Annotated in this window: 20 protein-coding genes; 15 read left to right on the plus strand and 5 right to left on the minus strand. The window is 62.6% G+C overall.

The genetic code is table 11. The features are described 5' to 3' along the window. The first annotated feature begins 4 nt into the window (after positions 1–4). The 3 genes from truB (at position 5) to CT3_RS08460 (ending at position 4,160) form a co-directional block, all read left to right on the plus strand. Complete coding sequence (truB, locus tag CT3_RS08450) at positions 5–997, plus strand: tRNA pseudouridine(55) synthase TruB (RefSeq protein WP_066534985.1); 993 nt, start codon at positions 5–7, stop codon at positions 995–997. Further along, on the plus strand, positions 994–2,823 hold the full coding sequence (typA, locus tag CT3_RS08455) for a translational GTPase TypA (RefSeq protein WP_066534982.1): 1,830 nt from the start codon (positions 994–996) through the stop codon (positions 2,821–2,823). The genes truB and typA overlap by 4 nt, the downstream gene beginning before the upstream one ends. A 239-nt stretch (positions 2,824–3,062) precedes the next feature. Next, complete coding sequence (locus tag CT3_RS08460) at positions 3,063–4,160, plus strand: enoyl-CoA hydratase/isomerase family protein (RefSeq protein WP_066534979.1); 1,098 nt, start codon at positions 3,063–3,065, stop codon at positions 4,158–4,160. A gap of 224 nt (positions 4,161–4,384) precedes the next feature. Here the strand turns inward: CT3_RS08460 and smpB are convergent, their stop codons facing one another. After that, positions 4,385–4,861, minus strand: coding sequence for an SsrA-binding protein SmpB (smpB, locus tag CT3_RS08465; protein ID WP_066534976.1), 477 nt, complete (start codon positions 4,859–4,861; stop codon positions 4,385–4,387). A gap of 145 nt (positions 4,862–5,006) precedes the next feature. On the opposite strand from smpB, the gene CT3_RS08470 reads away from it, so the two are divergent. From CT3_RS08470 to guaA, 6 genes are all read left to right on the plus strand, one after another. Next, a complete protein-coding gene (locus CT3_RS08470; RefSeq protein ID WP_066534972.1) occupies positions 5,007–5,447 on the plus strand; it encodes a type II toxin-antitoxin system RatA family toxin in 441 nt (146 codons plus the stop codon). Next, positions 5,440–5,799 (plus strand): RnfH family protein, encoded by a 360-nt coding sequence (locus tag CT3_RS08475; RefSeq protein WP_066534970.1) that lies wholly within the window; start codon positions 5,440–5,442, stop codon positions 5,797–5,799. Before CT3_RS08470 ends, CT3_RS08475 begins: the two co-directional genes overlap by 8 nt. A gap of 333 nt (positions 5,800–6,132) precedes the next feature. Further along, positions 6,133–7,608 (plus strand): IMP dehydrogenase, encoded by a 1,476-nt coding sequence (gene guaB, locus CT3_RS08480; protein WP_066534967.1) that lies wholly within the window; start codon positions 6,133–6,135, stop codon positions 7,606–7,608. Between the two features lie 101 nt (positions 7,609–7,709). After that, complete coding sequence (locus CT3_RS08485; RefSeq protein ID WP_066534965.1) at positions 7,710–7,970, plus strand: type II toxin-antitoxin system Phd/YefM family antitoxin; 261 nt, start codon at positions 7,710–7,712, stop codon at positions 7,968–7,970. Next, a complete protein-coding gene (locus CT3_RS08490) occupies positions 7,967–8,401 on the plus strand; it encodes a type II toxin-antitoxin system VapC family toxin (RefSeq protein ID WP_066534962.1) in 435 nt (144 codons plus the stop codon). Before CT3_RS08485 ends, CT3_RS08490 begins: the two co-directional genes overlap by 4 nt. Positions 8,402–8,434: 33 nt before the next feature. Continuing rightward, entirely contained in the window at positions 8,435–10,051 is a 1,617-nt protein-coding gene (gene guaA / locus CT3_RS08495; protein WP_066536111.1) for a glutamine-hydrolyzing GMP synthase, read from the plus strand. Positions 10,052–10,226: 175 nt separating this feature from the next. Here the strand turns inward: guaA and CT3_RS08500 are convergent, their stop codons facing one another. From CT3_RS08500 to CT3_RS21235, 3 genes are all read right to left on the minus strand, one after another. Beyond that, a complete protein-coding gene (locus tag CT3_RS08500; RefSeq protein ID WP_083520376.1) occupies positions 10,227–10,922 on the minus strand; it encodes an RDD family protein in 696 nt (231 codons plus the stop codon). A gap of 392 nt (positions 10,923–11,314) precedes the next feature. Then, entirely contained in the window at positions 11,315–11,521 is a 207-nt protein-coding gene (locus CT3_RS08505; protein WP_066534959.1) for a hypothetical protein, read from the minus strand. A 189-nt stretch (positions 11,522–11,710) separates the two neighbouring features. Then, positions 11,711–11,857: a hypothetical protein gene (locus CT3_RS21235; RefSeq protein ID WP_172591823.1), complete on the minus strand. Its 147-nt coding sequence runs from the start codon at positions 11,855–11,857 to the stop codon at positions 11,711–11,713. Between the two features lie 281 nt (positions 11,858–12,138). Between CT3_RS21235 and CT3_RS21240 the strand changes: the two genes are divergently transcribed. The 3 genes from CT3_RS21240 (at position 12,139) to CT3_RS08515 (ending at position 14,124) form a co-directional block, all read left to right on the plus strand. Then, positions 12,139–12,279, plus strand: coding sequence for a hypothetical protein (locus CT3_RS21240; RefSeq protein ID WP_172591822.1), 141 nt, complete (start codon positions 12,139–12,141; stop codon positions 12,277–12,279). An 89-nt stretch (positions 12,280–12,368) separates the two neighbouring features. Further along, entirely contained in the window at positions 12,369–12,677 is a 309-nt protein-coding gene (locus CT3_RS08510; RefSeq protein WP_066534954.1) for a hypothetical protein, read from the plus strand. Positions 12,678–13,041: 364 nt separating this feature from the next. Further along, on the plus strand, positions 13,042–14,124 hold the full coding sequence (locus CT3_RS08515) for an ion transporter (protein WP_083520375.1): 1,083 nt from the start codon (positions 13,042–13,044) through the stop codon (positions 14,122–14,124). A gap of 6 nt (positions 14,125–14,130) precedes the next feature. Here the strand turns inward: CT3_RS08515 and CT3_RS08520 are convergent, their stop codons facing one another. Next, on the minus strand, positions 14,131–14,655 hold the full coding sequence (locus CT3_RS08520; RefSeq protein ID WP_083520374.1) for a ribonuclease HI family protein: 525 nt from the start codon (positions 14,653–14,655) through the stop codon (positions 14,131–14,133). Between the two features lie 290 nt (positions 14,656–14,945). On the opposite strand from CT3_RS08520, the gene napE reads away from it, so the two are divergent. Genes napE through napA form a run of 3 tightly spaced genes read left to right on the plus strand, consistent with a single transcriptional unit; the run spans position 14,946 to position 17,881 of the window. Continuing rightward, positions 14,946–15,104, plus strand: coding sequence for a periplasmic nitrate reductase, NapE protein (napE, locus tag CT3_RS08525; RefSeq protein ID WP_066534945.1), 159 nt, complete (start codon positions 14,946–14,948; stop codon positions 15,102–15,104). A gap of 13 nt (positions 15,105–15,117) precedes the next feature. After that, positions 15,118–15,405 carry a chaperone NapD gene (locus CT3_RS08530; protein WP_225608569.1) on the plus strand — a complete coding sequence of 96 codons (288 nt, stop codon included), beginning with the start codon at positions 15,118–15,120 and terminating at the stop codon, positions 15,403–15,405. Then, the gene (gene napA / locus CT3_RS08535) at positions 15,386–17,881 is read left to right on the plus strand and encodes a periplasmic nitrate reductase subunit alpha (protein WP_066534942.1); all 2,496 of its coding nucleotides are present in this window, start codon (positions 15,386–15,388) and stop codon (positions 17,879–17,881) included. The genes CT3_RS08530 and napA overlap by 20 nt, the downstream gene beginning before the upstream one ends. Positions 17,882–17,889: the final 8 nt, after the last annotated feature.

Consider the following 17,889-nt stretch of genomic DNA (forward strand, 5'->3'; position numbering starts at 1 on the left):
GCATATGAACGCCCCTCGCACACGGGTGCAGCGGCGCCCTGTGCATGGGGTGTTGCTGCTTGACAAGCCGCTGGGCCTTTCCAGCAATGACGCTTTGCAGAAGGTGAAGTGGTTGTTGCGCGCGGAAAAGGCCGGCCATACCGGAACCCTGGACCCCCTGGCCAGTGGCGTGCTGCCGCTGTGCTTTGGTGCGGCCACCAAGTTCAGCCAGCTGCAGCTGGAAGCACCCAAGACCTATACCGCCATTGCCCGCCTGGGGCAGACCACGACCACGGCCGATGCCGAGGGCGCGGTGCTGCGCGAGCGTCCGGTGGACCTGGTGTCCATCACGCCCGAGCGTCTGGCTGCCGTGCAGGCCCAGTTCACTGGCGACATCCAGCAGGTGCCGCCGATGTACAGCGCCCTGAAGAAAGACGGCAAGGCCTTGTATGAGTACGCTCGCGCGGGTGTGGAGATCGAGCGCCCGGCGCGCGCGGTCACGATCCACGCACTGAAGCTGGCGCTGACGCAGGACGAGGACGGCCAGCCGGCCATTGAAATGGTGGTGACCTGCAGCAAGGGCACGTACATCCGTACGCTGGCCGAGGATGTAGGCGAGGCCCTGGGCTGTGGTGCGCATCTGCGCGCGCTGCGCCGTACCGATACCGGTGGCATCGATCTTGCACGCTGCGTGACGCTGCAGGCGCTGATCGATATGCCGGAGGCCGAACGCATGCAGCATGTGCTGCCTGCGGACACATTGCTGCATGCCCATGTGCCTGTCACATTGGGCGAGCAAGATGCCGGACGTTTCCTGTCCGGCTTGCGCCGCCGTGGCGACTGGCCCGATGCCAGTGCCGTGGCGGTGTATGGAGACCAACCCCGTGCCCTGTTGGGTGTGGGGCATGTCACAAGCGGGGAGCTGATTCCTGACCGCCTGCTCAGTCCCCTGGAAATTCAACAGATTTTGGAAGGCACGCCGCTGCACACAGAGCGCGGCAGTTTGGAAACTTTATGAGCAAACAAATCCGCAACATCGCCATCATTGCGCACGTTGACCATGGCAAGACCACCATGGTTGACCAGCTGCTGCGCCAATCCGGTACCTTTGCCGAACACGAAAAAGTCGTGGACACGGTGATGGACAACCACGCCATCGAACGTGAACGTGGCATCACGATTCTGGCCAAGAACTGCGCCGTGTCCTGGAAGGACACCCACATCAACATTCTCGACACCCCCGGTCACGCGGACTTCGGTGGCGAAGTGGAACGTGCCCTGTCCATGGTGGACGGTGTGGTGCTGCTGATCGACGCGCAAGAAGGCCCCATGCCCCAGACGCGTTTCGTGACCAAGAAGGCGCTGGCCCTGGGCCTGCGTCCCATCGTGGTCGTGAACAAGGTGGACAAGCCAGGTGCCAACCCCGACAAGGTCGTCAACGCTGCGTTCGACCTGTTCGACAAGCTGGGCGCCACTGATGAACAGCTGGACTTCCCCGTGGTGTATGCCTCGGGCATCAACGGCTGGTCTTCGAAGGAAGAGGGCGAGCCCGGCGCACAATGGGGTACCGACATGTCGGCCCTGTTCGACACCATTCTGGAGCACGTGCCTTCGGTGCAAGGCGATGCTTCGGCACCCCTGCAGATGCAGATCTCGGCGCTGGACTACTCCACGTTCGTGGGCCGTATCGGCGTGGGCCGCATCACCCAAGGTACGCTGAAGGTGAACCAGAGCGTGACGGTCATGGCCGGTCCGGAAGGCAAGCCTTACAACGGCAAGATCAACCAGATCCACCAGTTCCAGGGTATCGATCGCGTGCAAGTGACCGAAGCCGGTCCTTCGGACATCGTGCTGATCAGCGGTATCGAAAACATCGGTATCGGCGAAACCATCACCGATCCCGCCAATCCCCAGCCTCTGCCGATGCTGAAGATTGACGAGCCCACGCTGACCATGAACTTCTGCGTGAACACCTCGCCTCTGGCAGGTCGTGAAGGCAAGTTCGTGACCAGCCGCCAGATCTGGGACCGTCTGCAAAAGGAACTGCGTTCCAACGTGGCGCTGCGCGTCAAGGAAACCGACGAAGACGGTATCTTTGAAGTCTCCGGCCGTGGTGAACTGCACCTGACCATTCTGCTGGAAGAAATGCGTCGCGAAGGCTATGAGCTGGCTGTGTCCAAGCCCCGCGTGGTGATGCAGATGATCGACGGTGTCCGCCACGAGCCTATCGAGCTGGTGACGGCCGACATCGAAGAAGGTCACCAAGGCGGCGTGATGCAGGCCCTGGGCGAGCGCAAGGGCGAGCTGGTGAACATGGAGCCCGATGGCCGCGGTCGCGTCCGTCTGGAATACCGCATCCCGGCCCGTGGCCTGATCGGTTTCACCAACGAATTCCTGAACCTGACCCGTGGTTCCGGCCTGATCGCCAACATCTTCGACAGCTACGAACCCCATAAGGGCGACATCGGCGGCCGCAAGAACGGCGTGCTGATTTCCATGGACGACGGTGAAATCTTCACCTACGCCCTGGGCAAGCTGGACGACCGTGGTCGCATGTTCGTCAAGCCCAACGACCCCGTGTATGAAGGCATGATCGTCGGTATCCACAGCCGTGACAACGATCTGGTGGTGAACGCCACCCGTACCAAGCAGCTGACCAACTTCCGCGTGAGCGGCAAGGAAGACGCGATCAAGATCACGCCTCCCATCGAGCTGTCGCTGGAATACGGCGTGGAATTCATCGAAGACGACGAGCTGCTGGAAATCACCCCCACCAGCCTGCGCGTGCGCAAGCGCCACCTGAAGGAGCACGACCGCAAGCGTGCTTCGCGCGAAAACGCGTAAGCCAGCGGCTGCTTCGGCAGCTGTTGCACACAAAGGCCGCCCTGTGCGGCCTTTTTCTTTGGGCATTGCGGTTGCAATAGCTGCCGCCGCAGGGCCAGATCGCGCAATACGCTGGCGGTGGTGCGCGCGGGGGACAGAAATCGGCACCATCCTCGGTTATCGTGCCGGTTTGACCGGGCGCAGCCGTAGTACTCGTGGCGTGCGCCGGATCCGCGAACCCCTACGGAGAGATTTCCCCCATGACAGAGACAACCGCAGACGTTCTGGCCGAAGTGCGTGGCCAGGTCGGCTTTATCACCCTGAACCGCCCCAAGGCCATCAATGCCCTGTCGCTGGGCATGGTGCGTGCGTTGCTGGCCCAGCTGCTGGCCTGGCAGCATGACGACAAGGTGCTGGCCGTGGCGATCCGCGGCAGCCACAAGGAAGGCGTGTTCGGCCACTTCTGCGCGGGCGGGGACATCCGCTTTCTGCATGCGGCAGGCAGCACGGGCAACCCCGAGCTGGAGGACTTCTTCACCGAGGAATACGCCCTCAACCACCTGATCTTCAACTATCCCAAGCCCTATATTGCCTTCATGGACGGCATCGTCATGGGCGGCGGCATGGGCATCAGCCAGGGCGCCAGCCTGCGCATCGTGACCGAGAAGACCAAGATGGCCATGCCCGAGACCGTCATCGGTCTGTTCCCCGATGTGGGCGGCGGCTACTTCCTGTCGCGCTGCCCCGGTCATGTGGGGGAGTGGCTGGCGTTGACCGGTGACACCATCACCGCGGCCGATGCCATCGCCTTCAAGCTGGCCGATGCCTACCTGCCCACGGCAGAGCAGGGCGCGCTGTGGGAGGCGCTGGCCACCCAGTCCTTTGCCGACGGGCAGGCGGTGCAGGCTTTTGCACAGGCACGCACGCAGGCGCAGGCACCGGGCACGGTGCGCAGCACGGCCGATATCGACCGCGTGTTTGCCCTGCCCACGGTGCAGGCCATCATCGACACGCTGGAAGCCGATGGCAGCGAATGGGCCCAGAGCACGGCGGCGGCGCTGCGCAAGCGTTCGCCCCTGATGCTGCATGTGGTGCTGGAGCAGATTCGCCGCGCGCGCGGCATGGATGTGGCCAGCGATCTGCGCATGGAGCGCGACATGGTGCGCCACTGCTTCTATCTGCGCCCCGGCCAGAGTGAGACCGTGGAGGGTGTGCGTGCGCTGGCGGTGGACAAGGACCACAACCCGCAATGGAATCCGCCACGCATTGAAGAGGTGAGCGAGGAGCTGTGGCGCGCCTTCTTTGTTAGCCCCTGGCCAGCGCACTCCCACCCGCTGGCCATGCTGAAAGACGCGTAAGCCGGCACGGCAGGCGCTGCGGGCGCCGCTGCGCCGCAGACCGAGGCCGCACCCAGGTGCGGCTTTTTTCTGCCTGATTGGTGGCTGGATGCTGCGCAGCCACCAGCAGCAGTTGGACCATGCCCGATGCGGCGCCGGCAGCCCGCGCGCCATGCACGGCCACGTTGTCACACAGGCGCAAAAAAAGCCGCGCAAGGCGGCCTGTGGCGGGGTGAGTGTGCGCCTTAGCGGTTGCGGCTTTTCAGGGCGCGTTCCACTTCGCGCTTGCCTTCGCGGTCCTTGATGACATCGCGCTTGTCGTGCTCGGCCTTGCCCTTGGCCAGTGCGATGTCGCACTTCACGAAGCCGTTCTTCCAGTGCAGGTTGATGGGCACCAGGGTGTAGCCTTTTTGTTCGACTTTGGTCGTCAGGCGCTCGATGTCGTTCTTCTTGAGCAGCAGCTTCTTGATGCGCGCGGCGTCGGGGTTGACGTGGGTGGAGGCGGTCTTGAGTGGGTTGATCTGGCAGCCCAGCAGGAACATCTCGCCCTCCTTGATGAGGACGTAGCCATCGGTCAGCTGCACCTTGCCTTCGCGCAGGGCCTTGACCTCCCAGCCGTGCAGCACCACGCCGGCTTCGTAGCGCTCTTCGAAGAAGTAATTGAAAGCCGCTTTCTTGTTGTCTGCAATGCGCGAGGGTGTTTCGGTTTTTTTCGTTGCCATGGGTCTTTGATACGGTGCGCCCCGTGCCAGCAGGGCTCTCTCTACAATGGGCGCTTTGCCGCAAGATGCAATTCTAGTTTCGCACGGTCTGTCGTGCCGCCAGGGAAATCATTCCCGGTGGGCGCCAGGGCCCTGCAGCGCTCTGATGAAAAACGTCCACAAATCCGTCCTGATCTGGTACAGCCCTGCTGAAATGTACGCCCTCGTTACCGATGTGGCGCGCTATCCGGAGTTTTTGCCATGGTGCTCCCACACCCAGGTGCTGGAGCAGGACGCCACGGGCATGACGGCCGAGGTGGGCATGTCCCTGGGCGGACTCAAGAAGTCCTTCATCACCCGCAACACACACGAAGCAGGCCACAGCGTGGCCATGCGGCTGATCAAAGGGCCGTTCTCGCGGCTGGAAGGGCGCTGGATCTTCCACCCCGTAGGTGATGGCAGCCAGCGCGCTTGCAAGGTCGAGCTGCAACTGGATTACGGTTTTGACTCCGCGCCGCTGGCGGCGCTGGTCGGGCCGGTGTTCGACCGCATCGCCAATTCCATGGTGGATGCCTTCATCAAGCGTGCCGAAGCCGTGTATGGCTGAGCATTCCCCATCTGAGGCGGTCGCGCCGCCCCCGGCGGAGCTGGCGGTGTGGGTATGCCATTCGCCCGCGCCGGGCGAAGTGCAGGAGCACTGCCTGCAACTGCCTGCGCCCGCCACCGTGGCCGACGCCCTGCAGGCGGCTGGCCTGGCTTGGCAGGAAGGGCAGGCTTGCGGCATCTGGGGGCGGGTGTGCGATGCCGCCACCCTGCTGCATTCCGGGGACCGGGTGGAGCTCTACCGCCCCTTGACAGTGGACCCCAAGGTGGCGCGCCGCGAACGCTTTGCCCAGCAGGGCGCACGCCGCTCCGGGCTGTTTGCCAAGCGCCGGGCGAACAGCAAGGCAGGCTACTGATCGCTTGATGAGGCCGTGCGCCAGGTGCGCGCCGTGCCTGATTCTTGTAGGCGGGTGGCATGGCCTTCCACGATCTCTTGAGCCATCCTTCAACTTTAGAACGGCACGTCCCCAGGCTTCGGTGTGGCCCCGCATCGGGCCGGGTGCATGGTGTGTTCTTGCATAAGTCATGTGGACGTGCTGTGTCGTAATGGGCGCCGCGCCGCACTAGCAGAAGTCGGCCGCGGGCGTGTAGGGCAGGGCAGTTCAGGGTGTGCCATGCATGGGGACTGGGGCCATCCGTTGGCAAAGGGAATCGAAGGGCAGGTACAATCTTTCTTTTGGAGCTTTCACATGCGCCTTCTCGGTAAAGCACTGACGTTCGACGACGTTCTGCTGGTTCCCGCATTCTCTGAAGTCCTGCCCAAGGACGTTTCCCTCTCCACCCAATTCACGCGCAACATCACGCTGAACCTGCCCCTGGTTTCGGCCGCGATGGACACTGTGACAGAAGCGCGTCTGGCGATTGCCATTGCCCAGGAAGGCGGCATTGGCGTGATCCACAAGAACATGACGGCCGAGCAGCAAGCCGCCGAAGTGTCCAAGGTCAAACGCCACGAATCCGGTGTGGTGCACGATCCCGTGGTGATCACCCCCAATCACACCGTGCTGCAAGTGCTGCAGCTGTCGGAAGAGCGCGGTATCTCCGGTTTCCCCGTGTGCGACGGCGGCAAGGTGGTCGGCATTGTGACCAGCCGCGATGTGCGTTTCGAAACGCGCTACGACGTCAAGGTCCGCGAGATCATGACGCCGCGTGAAAAGCTCATCACCGTCAATGAAAAAGACGGCACCACCCCGGCTCAGGCCAAGGCGCTGCTGAACAAGCACAAGCTCGAGCGTATCCTGGTGGTGAACGATGCCTTTGAGCTCAAGGGTCTGATCACGGTCAAGGACATCAACAAGCAGACCACCTTCCCCAATGCGGCGCGTGACTCCGCCGGCCGCCTGCGTGTGGCCGCTGCCGTGGGCGTGGGTGCTGGCACCGAAGAGCGCGTGGAACTGCTGGTCAAGGCCGGTGTGGATGCGCTGGTGGTAGACACGGCACACGGCCACTCCAAGGGCGTGATTGACCGCGTGCGCTGGGTCAAGCAGCACTACCCTCAGGTGGACGTGATCGGCGGCAATATTGCCACCGGCGCGGCTGCGCTGGCACTGGTGGAAGCCGGTGCCGATGGCGTGAAGGTTGGTATCGGCCCAGGCTCCATCTGCACCACCCGTATCGTGGCAGGTGTGGGTGTGCCCCAGATCATGGCCATCGACAACGTGGCCCAGGCCCTGAAGGGCACGGGCGTGCCGCTGATCGGTGACGGTGGTATCCGTTTCTCGGGTGACATCGCCAAGGCGCTGGCTGCTGGTGCCTCCACCATCATGATGGGCGGCATGTTCGCCGGTACCGAAGAGGCTCCAGGCGAAGTGATCCTGTACCAGGGCCGCTCGTACAAGAGCTACCGTGGCATGGGCTCGATCGGTGCCATGCAGCAAGGCTCGGCCGACCGCTACTTCCAGGAATCCTCCACCGGCAACCCCAATGCCGACAAGCTGGTACCCGAGGGCATCGAAGGCCGCGTGCCCTACAAGGGCTCCATGGTTTCCATCGTCTACCAGATGGCCGGCGGCGTGCGCGCCTCCATGGGCTACTGCGGTTGCGCCACGATTGCCGAGATGAACGAACGCGCCGAGTTTGTGGAAATCACGGCGGCCGGCATCCGTGAATCCCATGTGCACGATGTGCAGATCACCAAGGAAGCGCCGAACTACCGCGCGGACTGAGTTCTGCCCAATCTGACCAGATTGCAAATTCTGGTCTGAATGCTAAAATCTGGTCTGACTCCAACGTCAGGCCAGATTTTTCTTTTTGCGCAACCACTTTTATGCAATCCGTCGGCATCTACGAAGCCAAGACCCGTTTCTCTGCCTTGATCGAACTGGTCGAGCAGGGCGAGGAAGTGCGCATCACGCGCCACGGCAAGGAAGTGGTGCGCATGCTGCCGGTGCGCCGCAAGCCGGTGATCACCGATGAGCAGATCGCCCGCGAGCTGGAGCAGATCCAGGCGCTGCAGCGCTCCATCCGCCCAGCCACGGCGGCGGATGAAGCTGCCCCTCTGCGCCAGACCGGACGGAGCGTGGCATGAGTGCTTTCATTCTGGATGCCTCCGTTACCGCCGCCTGGCTGCTGCCCGAGCATGCCAGCCGCCACACCGAGCGCCTGTACACCCGCATCCGCCGCGATGAGGTCGATCCGCAAGCCCCCAACCTCTGGCAGTGGGAATGCGGCAATCTGATCGCCTCGGGTGTGAATAATGGCCGCATTCCGCATGGGTCTGTCGAAGGCCTATGGGGCGTGCTGGAAGCCATACGCCACCGGGTGGAGCTGCACGAGTTGGCGCCCGCCCAGCACAAAGCCGTGCTGGATGTGGCGCTGGACACGGGCTTGCCCACCTACGATGCCGCCTATCTGTGGCTGGCGCAGTCGCTGCGCCTGCCACTTGCCACATTAGATGCCGCCCAGATGGCTGCCGCCCGCAAAAGCGGCGTCACGCTGCTGGCGCCCGAAGATTTCTAGCCCCTTTTTGTCACCCTCTTGCCCTTGATCACCATGCAACACGACAAGATCCTCATTCTGGACTTCGGCTCTCAGGTCACGCAGCTGATTGCTCGCCGCGTGCGCGAAGCCCATGTCTACTGCGAAGTCCACCCCTGCGATGTGAGCAGCGACTGGGTGCGCGAATTCGCCGCCGACGGCAAGCTCAAGGGCATCATCCTGTCCGGCAGCCATGCTTCCGTGTACGAAGTGGACGACCGCGCACCGGACGCCGTGTTCGAGCTGGGCCTGCCCGTGCTGGGCATTTGCTACGGCATGCAGACCATGGCCACCCAGCTGGGCGGCAAGGTCGAAGGCAGCAACAGCCGCGAATTCGGTTACGCCGAAGTGCGCGCCCATGGCCACACCGAACTGCTCAAGGGCATCGAAGACTTCGTCACGCCCGAAGGCCACGGCATGCTCAAGGTCTGGATGAGCCACGGCGACAAGGTCACCGAGCTGCCTCCCGGCTTCAAGGTCATGGCCTCGACCCCCAGCTGCCCCATCGCCGGCATGGCCGACGAAGCACGCCGTTACTACGCCGTGCAGTTCCACCCCGAAGTCACGCACACCGTGCAAGGCCAGGCGCTGCTCAATCGCTTTGTGCTGGACATCTGCGGCACGCAGGCTGACTGGATCATGGGCGACTACATCGAAGAAGCGGTGGCCAAGATCCGTGAACAGGTGGGTGACGAGGAAGTGATTCTGGGTCTGTCCGGCGGCGTGGATTCGTCGGTGGCTGCGGCGCTGATCCACCGCGCCATCGGCGACCAGCTGACCTGCGTGTTCGTGGACCACGGCCTGCTGCGCCTGAACGAAGGCGATATGGTCATGGACATGTTCGAAGGCAAGCTGCACGCCAAGGTGGTGCGTGTCGATGCTTCCGATCTGTTCCTGGGCGAGCTGGCCGGTGTGTCCGAGCCCGAGCAAAAGCGCAAGATCATCGGCCGCCTGTTCGTGGATGTGTTCAAGGCTGAAGCCTCCAAACTCAAGGCGGCCAACGCCGGCAGCAAGGGCGCAACCTTCCTGGCCCAGGGCACGATCTATCCCGATGTGATCGAGTCCGGCGGCGCCAAGAGCAAGAAGGCTGTCACCATCAAGAGCCACCACAATGTGGGCGGCCTGCCGGAACAGCTGGGTCTGAAGCTGCTGGAGCCGCTGCGCGACCTGTTCAAGGACGAAGTGCGCGAACTGGGTGTGGCCCTGGGCCTGCCGCGCGGCATGGTCTACCGCCATCCCTTCCCCGGCCCGGGTCTGGGTGTGCGCATCCTGGGCGAGGTGAAGAAGGAATACGCGGACCTGCTGCGCCGCGCCGATGCCATCTTCATCGAAGAGCTGAACAACTGGATCGACGAAAAGACCGGCAAGAGCTGGTACGACCTGACCAGCCAGGCTTTCACCGTCTTCCTGCCCGTGAAGAGCGTGGGCGTGATGGGCGACGGCCGCACCTACGACTACGTGGTGGCCCTGCGTGCGGTGCAGACCAGCGACTTCATGACGGCCGACTGGGCTGAACTGCCTTATGGCCTGCTGAAGAAGGTGTCCGGCCGCATCATCAATGAGGTGCGTGGCATCAACCGCGTGACCTATGACGTGAGCACCAAGCCGCCTGCAACTATCGAGTGGGAATAATCCCGCTGGCTGGTGGAGCCTGGCGTTCCACTGCAGATTAAAAAGCCCGCAATTGCGGGCTTTTTTTTATGGAGCCCTTGGTAGGGCATGCATCAAAAGCAGTTTGTCCATGGAGTTTTGGACGCGTTGCCGGACCTGTTGCTCGCCGTTGTCGGAGAGGCGTAGAGCAATATAGTCAGTTATCTGGAATCGAACCTACAACAATCACTGCAAGAAAAACGATAAAAAGAGCAACCACGAGCAGGCTGCGCCCTGTCCCAATCCGCCCGTGGGATACCTTGAATCCTTCTTCCGCATCCCAGGTGGTCCGACCGTTCGCGCGAAGCATCCTATAGGCGTAAATCAATGTACCCAAGTTGATAAAAGGGAATCCTGCGGCCAAGCCTCGCCACCAGACTTTGACGCTGCGTTTCAACGCCTGACCGTAGGTAAGGGCATGGGGGCCGTTGTAGATCAACCGGGTCTTGAGCAGGAACTTGCCTGGCGTGGTGCCAAATGTGGACAGGCAGAACGGTTCTACAAAAACCCACGTGAATAGTGCAAGCAGACCAATTGCGTATTCATTTTCCTTTGTGATAGGTAGTTGGGGAGAAAATATCCCCCATAGAACTCCGATAGTAAATGACCATAACCATATGTCGAAGATCCGCGCAAAGAACCGAACCCATGGTCGCACTTGATTGACGTCTGTTTCCTCGGTTGTTGGGATCTTTGAAGAAGAAAAAGATTCAGGCGTACTGAAGGTGGTGGGCTTGTTTACCTGTGCATCTAGCCAATTCGGCGAGGCTGCCGAAGCGGCCACTGCCTTGCCGCAGGCTTGGCAGAATTGCGCTTGCGCAGGCAGTGCGGTGCCGCAGTGGGTGCAAAACATTTTATTTCCTCCCTGATTGAAACATTTTGTTTTATCTTACCTGCACAGCACGCCGGTTCTCTTGTCTGCTCGCGGCCCGATCAGAGCATTCGGATCGACATGAATCGAATGGTTTGTCCGCAGTTCAGGATGGATTAGCGTTTTGCGGTTGACCGGCGTGGCTGGGATTTTGCTTGGCCACGGACGTACCGTTTGCCATGCATGCGCCTCCAGGGCTGCTGCTTGCGGGCAGCCCTCATGGCGGCATGCCGTCGCTGCGCTGGATTCAACAAAGGTAGAAGAGCCTCCGCCATCGACCAGCGCAGAACGTAGCCACCATACGGGTCAGCGGCACGCAGTTGTGTAGGGCTGACCTGGTGCGCACAAGGATGCCGACTTCGGGTTGCACAGGCTCAGGCTGCCTGCGTCAGCGCCTGGTCGATCACATCGCGCAGACGGCGCAGTTCTGCGGTGGTCAGGTCGCTGCTGTAGCGAACCTGGTGTTCCGGACGCCGCGCGCTGGGGATGACGCTGGTGATCAGCAGGTGGTGCTGGTCTGCCCCCAAAGACTGGATGGTGGCATCCAGTTGCGCGCATACGGTGGTTGGGGTGATTGCCATGTGGACTCCTGTTTCCCCGCAGACTGTTGAAACGTCTGCTACGTGCGGGGAGGAGTGCGCGGCTCAACGTTTTAGCAGTTGGTAACGCCCCTGCAATAGTCATAACTCGGGCGACCAGCGCTTGAAGCTGGTGTGCAAATTCTAGCAGCTGCTGCTAGGTGGTGTGGCGGAACTGCGCCAGCGGAGGGTTCAGAACGCGTCCACGCTGTGTTCGCCCAGCGGGGACTGCTGGGCCAGCAACTGCAGCACCTCTTCCGGCGGCAGCGGTTCCGGCAAGGGCGCCAGGACGGGTGGTGGTGCATGGGATTCCAGGCGTGCAGCATCAGCGTCGGTCATGGGCGGTCTCCTGGCTGGGGAAGGCACGGTGGGTTCGTCTGTTCACTATCGGTGGCGGCGGAAGGCGTCATGTGAGGTAGACAGGGTGTCTGCTTGTCAGCAGGGAGCTGATTGGCATTTCAGCGTGCTGGCGGCGGTGTGCCAACCGAGTGGGCATGCAAGGCGTGCAGGTGCTGCGGGCTATGGGGCAGGGCGGTGCGGCGGACAATTTCTTACAGAACTTTCCATTGCTGGCGGTGCAAACTTTCTAGACTTCCCACGCTTTGCGAAGGAGCTGTGCGATGAAAAAATGGTGTGCGATGTTGTCTGTGGTGGCCCTGTTGTCGGGCTGTGTGGTGTACCCGGGCTATGGCCATGACCATGGCCGTGGAAACGACCGGGACTTCTGCCCGCCCGGTCAGGCCAAGAAGGGCAACTGCTGAGCTGCGGCCGAGGTGCTGTGATGATTGGAAACACCTGATCGGGTGGCATTCCAGTAGGCTTGCGCGTTCTGTTTTTCTGGTTCCGAACAATGATTTTTTCTCTGGCTCCCCGCTGGCTGTTGCCGGCCTTGTTGTGTGCGCTCCCGTTGTCGGTGCTGGCGGACCATGACGACCATGGCCACCGCCACAAGCACAAAGGCGGCAGCTACAGGGAAGAATTCTGGGACGGCCACTGCAAGGTGGAGCGCAAGTGGAAGCGCAACGGCGAGTTCAAGGAAAAGCGCAAGTGCCAGGCGCAGCCCATGGTCTACCACCGCCCGCCGCCGCCCGTCATGGTGTATCCGGCAGCGCCACCCGGTGCGATCGTGATCAGTCCGCAGGTCGTGATCCGTCCCTAAGGCCCGGAGTCCCCTGCGGCGGTGCATGCGCACCGCTGACACCACACCCCGCTTCTGGCGGGGTGTTTCGTTTGCTGCCATCCCATGCCACGCAGCCAGTGGCGGTCGAAGGGCGCACAGCGGTGGATGGCGGCGACAGGGCGGGGTTTTGCCGGTTATGCCAGGCATGGCACAGGTGAGATTAGGCAAAATGTGAGCAACTTGTGCCCTTGCAGCTGTGATTCTGGCGGTTTTGCCGGTGAAAGCCTGGATGGATGGCACAGGCCGCTTTATTTTCAGGGGCGTGCGACCAGCCGTGGGGTTTGGGCAGGCGGGGCGTGCCGCACGCCAGCAGCCGGTCATGCGCTCCACCTGATGGTGACCCATGCGCTGGCTGGATTTTCTGATCGACTTTTTCCACGATAAATACCCCTCGGCCGAGCGCCTGGGGGTGCCGGTAGCGCGCTGGCGCCAGAGCATCTACCGCACGGTATTCGAGACCAACACGCCCATGGGCAAACGCTTTGAAAAGCGGCTGACCGTGGCCATTGTGCTAAGCCTGTGCGTGGTGATTGCGCACAGCATTCCGTCGATTGCCCAGGGCTGGGTGGTGTACGGGCTGCGCACGCTGGAGTGGCTGTTCACGCTGGCGTTCACGGTGGAATACGGGCTGCGGCTGATTTCCGTGCGCCGGCCATGGCGCTATGTGCTGAGCTTCTACGGGCTGGTGGACCTGCTGGCCATCATTCCCGGCTACCTGTCGCTGTTCCATCCGGAATACCAGTTCCTGGGCGCCATCCGGGCGCTGCGGCTGGTGCGCACCTTCCATGTGTTTCCCATCCTGCGCGGCTTTCTGGAGGACTACTTCATGCTGGGCCGGGCGCTGAAGCACAGCGCACGCAAGATCTTTGTGTTCCTCAGCGTGGTGGCGGTGATCGTGTTCGTGATGGGCGCGCTGATCTTTGTGATCGAAGGTCCCGAGCATGGCTTTACCAGCATGCCCATGGGCATGTACTGGGCCATTTCCACCGTGACCACCGTGGGCTATGGCGATGTCACGCCGTCCACGCCGCTGGGCAAGATCTTTGCCTCCGCGATGATGCTGGTGGGCTGGAGCATTCTGGCCGTACCCACCGGCATTGTGGGCGTGGAGCTGTCGCGCGGCTTCGGCACCAAGCCCTGCCGCCGGCCGCTGCACTGCGAGACCTGCGGTGAGGCGCGCCATGAGGACGATGCCCGCTTTTGCCGGCGTTGCGGCACCCGGCTGACGGAGGAGCGTAACGAGGCCGAAGCAGGCACGGTGCGGGCGGCGGCGCCGGATGTGGGCGCTGACGGTGCTGGTGGCAGCACTGCCAGCACCGCGAGGACGGCAACGATGGCTGGCACCGCCCCTGCCGATCCCGCCGCGGCTCCTGCAAAGCCGCCTGCCAACGACGGCAGGCGAACAGATGGGGCGCAGGCTGCTTGATAAGCCTTACGGCTTGCGTTTGACGGCCAGGGGGGCAGGCACGGCCCCCGGGAGCTGCAAGGCCGCGCGGGCCAGGGCATCGGCTTGCTGGTTGCGGTGGCGCGGCACCCAGTGCAAGGTCACGCCCGCAAACTGCCGCACGGCGGCACGTGCCTGGTCATACAGCGGTGTCAGGCGCACCACGGGTTTGGGCTTGGCCAGGGTGAGCTGTTCTACCAGGATGCTGCTGTCGCTGTAGACACGCGCATGCTGGGCCTGCTGGGTGCGCAGCACTGCCAGTGCGGCCAGCAGGGCCAGTACCTCGGCCTCGTTGTTGCAGCCGGTGCGGTGGGTGTCCTGGGACACGGTGTGGCAGGCCCCGGCAGGGCTGACCAAGACCGCTCCCAGCGCCATGCGGCCAGGGTTGGGCAGGGCGCTGCCATCGATGTGGACAGTCCACCAGGGCGTGGAGGGCGCGGCCGAATCAGGCGATCCAGCGGAAGTGGAAGCGGAGGAGGCAGGGGAAACAGGGATGGCAGCGGTCTCAGGCATGGCTGCACTGTAGCGCCGATGGCGTTAGCTGGCTGCGGTATGGCGCGAGTGGGCGCGTGGCGGGCCAGTTGCCGGGTGGAAATGCTTCGAATTGGTGCGAAATGCGGCAGGGCAACACCAAGATGGTGCATGGCGTTTGATTTTCATCAAGTACTTGGCGTACCATCAAAAATAATATGGGCGCATGAATAAAAACCCGTTGCGCTGAACTGCTGACCCCGCCCGTAAGGGCTGGCACGCATTTGGCGCGACCTACAAGGCACCTCGGTGCCATACCCACGGGAGTCCTTATGGCCGACCCTCAATCCCCCTCTACCCGCCAAGAGGAACTGCGCAGTTTTGCGTTCCTGACCGTGGTCATGGCCCCCGTCATTACGGGTGCCATCATCGTGACCTACGGTTTTCTCGTCTGGTTCTACCAAATGTTCGCCGGCCCTCCCCACGCCTGATGGGGAGTGATGCATGAGCGATGAACTGCATATCGCCAGCCTGGTCGTGCATGTGGCGCCCGCGTCGTTGACGGGGGTGGCGCAGGCGGTGACCGGTGTCGACGGGCTGGTGCTTCACGGCACCCACCCCAGCGGCAAGCTGGTCGTCACCCTGGAAGGGCCCAGCGCCGCTTCCGTCCTAGACCGTGTTTCCACCATCCAACACCTGGAGGGCGTGATCAACGTCTCTCTGGTCTACCAGCATGCCGAGGCATGGCAATCACTCCATCAAGAGGTAAAGCATGAGCAGCACAAGGCGTGACTTCGTTCGTCAATCTGCCGCCGCGGCCGCAGGTGCCGTGGCCGGCATTCCCATTCAAGCCATTTCGCAGGGAACCGTGCCGCAGGCCGGTGGCGCGCAGCTGACATGGTCCAAGGCCCCATGCCGCTTCTGCGGCACAGGCTGCGGTGTGATGGTGGCCGTCAAGGACAACCGCGTGGTGGCCACGCAGGGCGACCCGGAAGCCGAGGTGAACCGGGGGCTCAACTGTGTCAAGGGTTACTTCCTGTCCAAGATCATGTACGGCGAAGACCGGCTGACCAAGCCGCTGCTGCGCATGAAAAATGGCGTGTATGCCAAGGACGGCGAATTCCAGCCCGTGTCCTGGGACAAGGCCTTCGACGTGATGGCCGAGCAGTTCAAGAAGGCGCTGAAGAAGCAGGGTCCTTCGGGGGTGGGCATGTTCGGCTCGGGCCAGTGGACGGTGTGGGAAGGCTATGCCGCCTCCAAGCTGTTCAAGGCGGGTTTCCGCTCCAACAATATCGACCCCAATGCGCGCCACTGCATGGCGTCCGCGGTGGCGGGCTTCATGCGCACCTTCGGCATGGACGAGCCCATGGGCTGCTATGACGATATCGAGCAGGCCACGGCCTTTGTGCTGTGGGGCTCGAACATGGCGGAAATGCACCCGGTGCTCTGGACCCGCGTGACCGACCGCCGCCTGAGCAGCCCGGACGTCAAGGTGGCCGTGCTGTCGACCTTCGAGCACCGCTCTTACGAGCTGGCCGATATCGAGCTGACGTTCAAGCCCCAGACCGATCTGGCGATCCTGAACTACATCGCCAACCACATCATCGCCACCGGGCGTGTGAACCAGGATTTCGTCTCCAAGCACTGCAATTTCAAGCTGGGCAATACCGACATCGGCTATGGCCTGCGTCCCGAGCATCCGCTGCAGAAAGCGGCCAAGAACGCGGACGATCCGAATGGCGCCAAGCCGATGACCTATGAGGAGTACGCGAAGTACGTCTCCAAGTACACGCTGGAGTACACGACCGAGCTGACCGGCGTGCCCGCGAACCGGCTGAAAGCGCTGGCCGAGTTGTACGCAGACCCCAAGACCAAGGTGGTGTCCTTCTGGACCATGGGTTTCAACCAGCACACCCGCGGTGTCTGGGCCAACAACATGGTCTACAACATCCACCTGCTGACCGGCAAGATCGCCACGCCCGGCAACAGCCCGTTCTCGCTGACGGGCCAGCCTTCGGCCTGCGGCACCGCACGGGAAGTGGGCACGTTCTCGCACCGTCTGCCGGCGGACATGGTGGTGACCAACCCCAAGCACCGCGCCATGGCCGAAGCGATGTGGAAGCTGCCGGAAGGCACCATCCCGGGCAAGCCGGGCTACCACGCCGTGCTGCAAAACCGCATGCTCAAGGACGGCAAGCTCAATGCCTACTGGGTGATGGTGAACAACAACATCCAGGCCGGTGCCAACCTGGCCCAGGAAGGCTACCCCGGCTACCGCAACCCCGAGAACTTCATTGTGGTCTCGGATGCCTATCCCACGGTGACAGCCGTGGCCGCCGACCTGATTCTGCCTACCGCCATGTGGGTGGAAAAAGAGGGTGCCTACGGCAATGCCGAGCGCCGCACCCACTTCTGGCACCAGCTGGTGAAGGCGCCGGGGGAAGCCCATTCGGACCTGTGGCAGCTGATGGAGTTCTCCAAGCGCTTCAAGATCGAGGAAGTCTGGCCCGAGGAGCTGCTGGCCAAGAAGCCCGCCTACCGCGGCAAGACCATGTACGAAGTGCTGTTCCGCAATGGCCAGGTGGACAAGTTCCCGCTCACGGACATGGACAAGGCCTACGACAACGAAGAATCGGCCCACTTCGGCTTCTATGTGCAAAAAGGCCTGTTCGAAGAGTACGCGGCCTTTGGCCGTGGACATGGCCATGATCTGGCGCCGTTTGACGAGTACCACAAGGTGCGCGGCCTGCGCTGGCCTGTGGTGGATGGCAAGGAAACCCGCTGGCGCTACCGCGAAGGCTCCGATCCCTATGTGAAGGCCGGCACGGGCTACCAGTTCTACGGCAACGTGGACAACAAGGCCAATATCTTTGCCCTGCCGTACGAGCCGGCCGCCGAGTCACCGGACAAGGAGTTCCCGTTCTGGCTGTCGACCGGCCGTGTGCTGGAGCACTGGCATTCGGGTTCGATGACCCGCCGCGTGCCCGAGCTGCACCGTGCCGTGCCCAATGCCCTGTGCTACATGCATCCCGAGGATGCGAAGGCGCTGGGCCTGCGCCGGGGCAGCGAGGTGGAGATCGCATCGCGCCGTGGCGCCATGCGCTCGCGGGTGGAAACCCGTGGCCGCAACAAGCCGCCGCGCGGGCTGGTCTATGTGCCCTGGTTTGATGCCAGCCAGCTGATCAACAAGGTGACGCTGGATGCGACGGACCCGATCTCGCTGCAGACGGACTTCAAAAAATGTGCCGTCAAGATCACCAAGGTTTGATGGCAGGA

The sequence above is a fragment of the Comamonas terrigena NBRC 13299 genome, from assembly GCF_006740045.1.
In the GTDB taxonomy this organism is placed as follows: Bacteria; Pseudomonadota; Gammaproteobacteria; order Burkholderiales; family Burkholderiaceae_C; genus Comamonas; species Comamonas terrigena.

What these genes read in the sequence shown, in the direction of transcription:
- CT3_RS08500 (WP_083520376.1), bottom strand. Translation starts at nt 10,922, where the DNA reads ATGTTTTGCACCCACTGCGGCACCGCACTGCCTGCGCAAGCGCAATTC.
- CT3_RS21240 (WP_172591822.1), top strand. Translation starts at nt 12,139, where the DNA reads ATGAAAAAATGGTGTGCGATGTTGTCTGTGGTGGCCCTGTTGTCGGGC.
- napE (WP_066534945.1), top strand. Translation starts at nt 14,946, where the DNA reads ATGGCCGACCCTCAATCCCCCTCTACCCGCCAAGAGGAACTGCGCAGT.
- CT3_RS08505 (WP_066534959.1), bottom strand. Translation starts at nt 11,521, where the DNA reads ATGGCAATCACCCCAACCACCGTATGCGCGCAACTGGATGCCACCATC.
- CT3_RS08520 (WP_083520374.1), bottom strand. Translation starts at nt 14,655, where the DNA reads ATGCCTGAGACCGCTGCCATCCCTGTTTCCCCTGCCTCCTCCGCTTCC.
- truB (WP_066534985.1), top strand. Translation starts at nt 5, where the DNA reads ATGAACGCCCCTCGCACACGGGTGCAGCGGCGCCCTGTGCATGGGGTG.
- guaB (WP_066534967.1), top strand. Translation starts at nt 6,133, where the DNA reads ATGCGCCTTCTCGGTAAAGCACTGACGTTCGACGACGTTCTGCTGGTT.
- napA (WP_066534942.1), top strand. Translation starts at nt 15,386, where the DNA reads ATGAGCAGCACAAGGCGTGACTTCGTTCGTCAATCTGCCGCCGCGGCC.
- typA (WP_066534982.1), top strand. Translation starts at nt 994, where the DNA reads ATGAGCAAACAAATCCGCAACATCGCCATCATTGCGCACGTTGACCAT.
- CT3_RS08460 (WP_066534979.1), top strand. Translation starts at nt 3,063, where the DNA reads ATGACAGAGACAACCGCAGACGTTCTGGCCGAAGTGCGTGGCCAGGTC.
- CT3_RS08530 (WP_225608569.1), top strand. Translation starts at nt 15,118, where the DNA reads ATGAGCGATGAACTGCATATCGCCAGCCTGGTCGTGCATGTGGCGCCC.
- CT3_RS08515 (WP_083520375.1), top strand. Translation starts at nt 13,042, where the DNA reads ATGCGCTGGCTGGATTTTCTGATCGACTTTTTCCACGATAAATACCCC.
- CT3_RS08485 (WP_066534965.1), top strand. Translation starts at nt 7,710, where the DNA reads ATGCAATCCGTCGGCATCTACGAAGCCAAGACCCGTTTCTCTGCCTTG.
- guaA (WP_066536111.1), top strand. Translation starts at nt 8,435, where the DNA reads ATGCAACACGACAAGATCCTCATTCTGGACTTCGGCTCTCAGGTCACG.
- CT3_RS08490 (WP_066534962.1), top strand. Translation starts at nt 7,967, where the DNA reads ATGAGTGCTTTCATTCTGGATGCCTCCGTTACCGCCGCCTGGCTGCTG.
- CT3_RS08475 (WP_066534970.1), top strand. Translation starts at nt 5,440, where the DNA reads ATGGCTGAGCATTCCCCATCTGAGGCGGTCGCGCCGCCCCCGGCGGAG.
- CT3_RS08510 (WP_066534954.1), top strand. Translation starts at nt 12,369, where the DNA reads ATGATTTTTTCTCTGGCTCCCCGCTGGCTGTTGCCGGCCTTGTTGTGT.
- smpB (WP_066534976.1), bottom strand. Translation starts at nt 4,861, where the DNA reads ATGGCAACGAAAAAAACCGAAACACCCTCGCGCATTGCAGACAACAAG.
- CT3_RS08470 (WP_066534972.1), top strand. Translation starts at nt 5,007, where the DNA reads ATGAAAAACGTCCACAAATCCGTCCTGATCTGGTACAGCCCTGCTGAA.
- CT3_RS21235 (WP_172591823.1), bottom strand. Translation starts at nt 11,857, where the DNA reads ATGACCGACGCTGATGCTGCACGCCTGGAATCCCATGCACCACCACCC.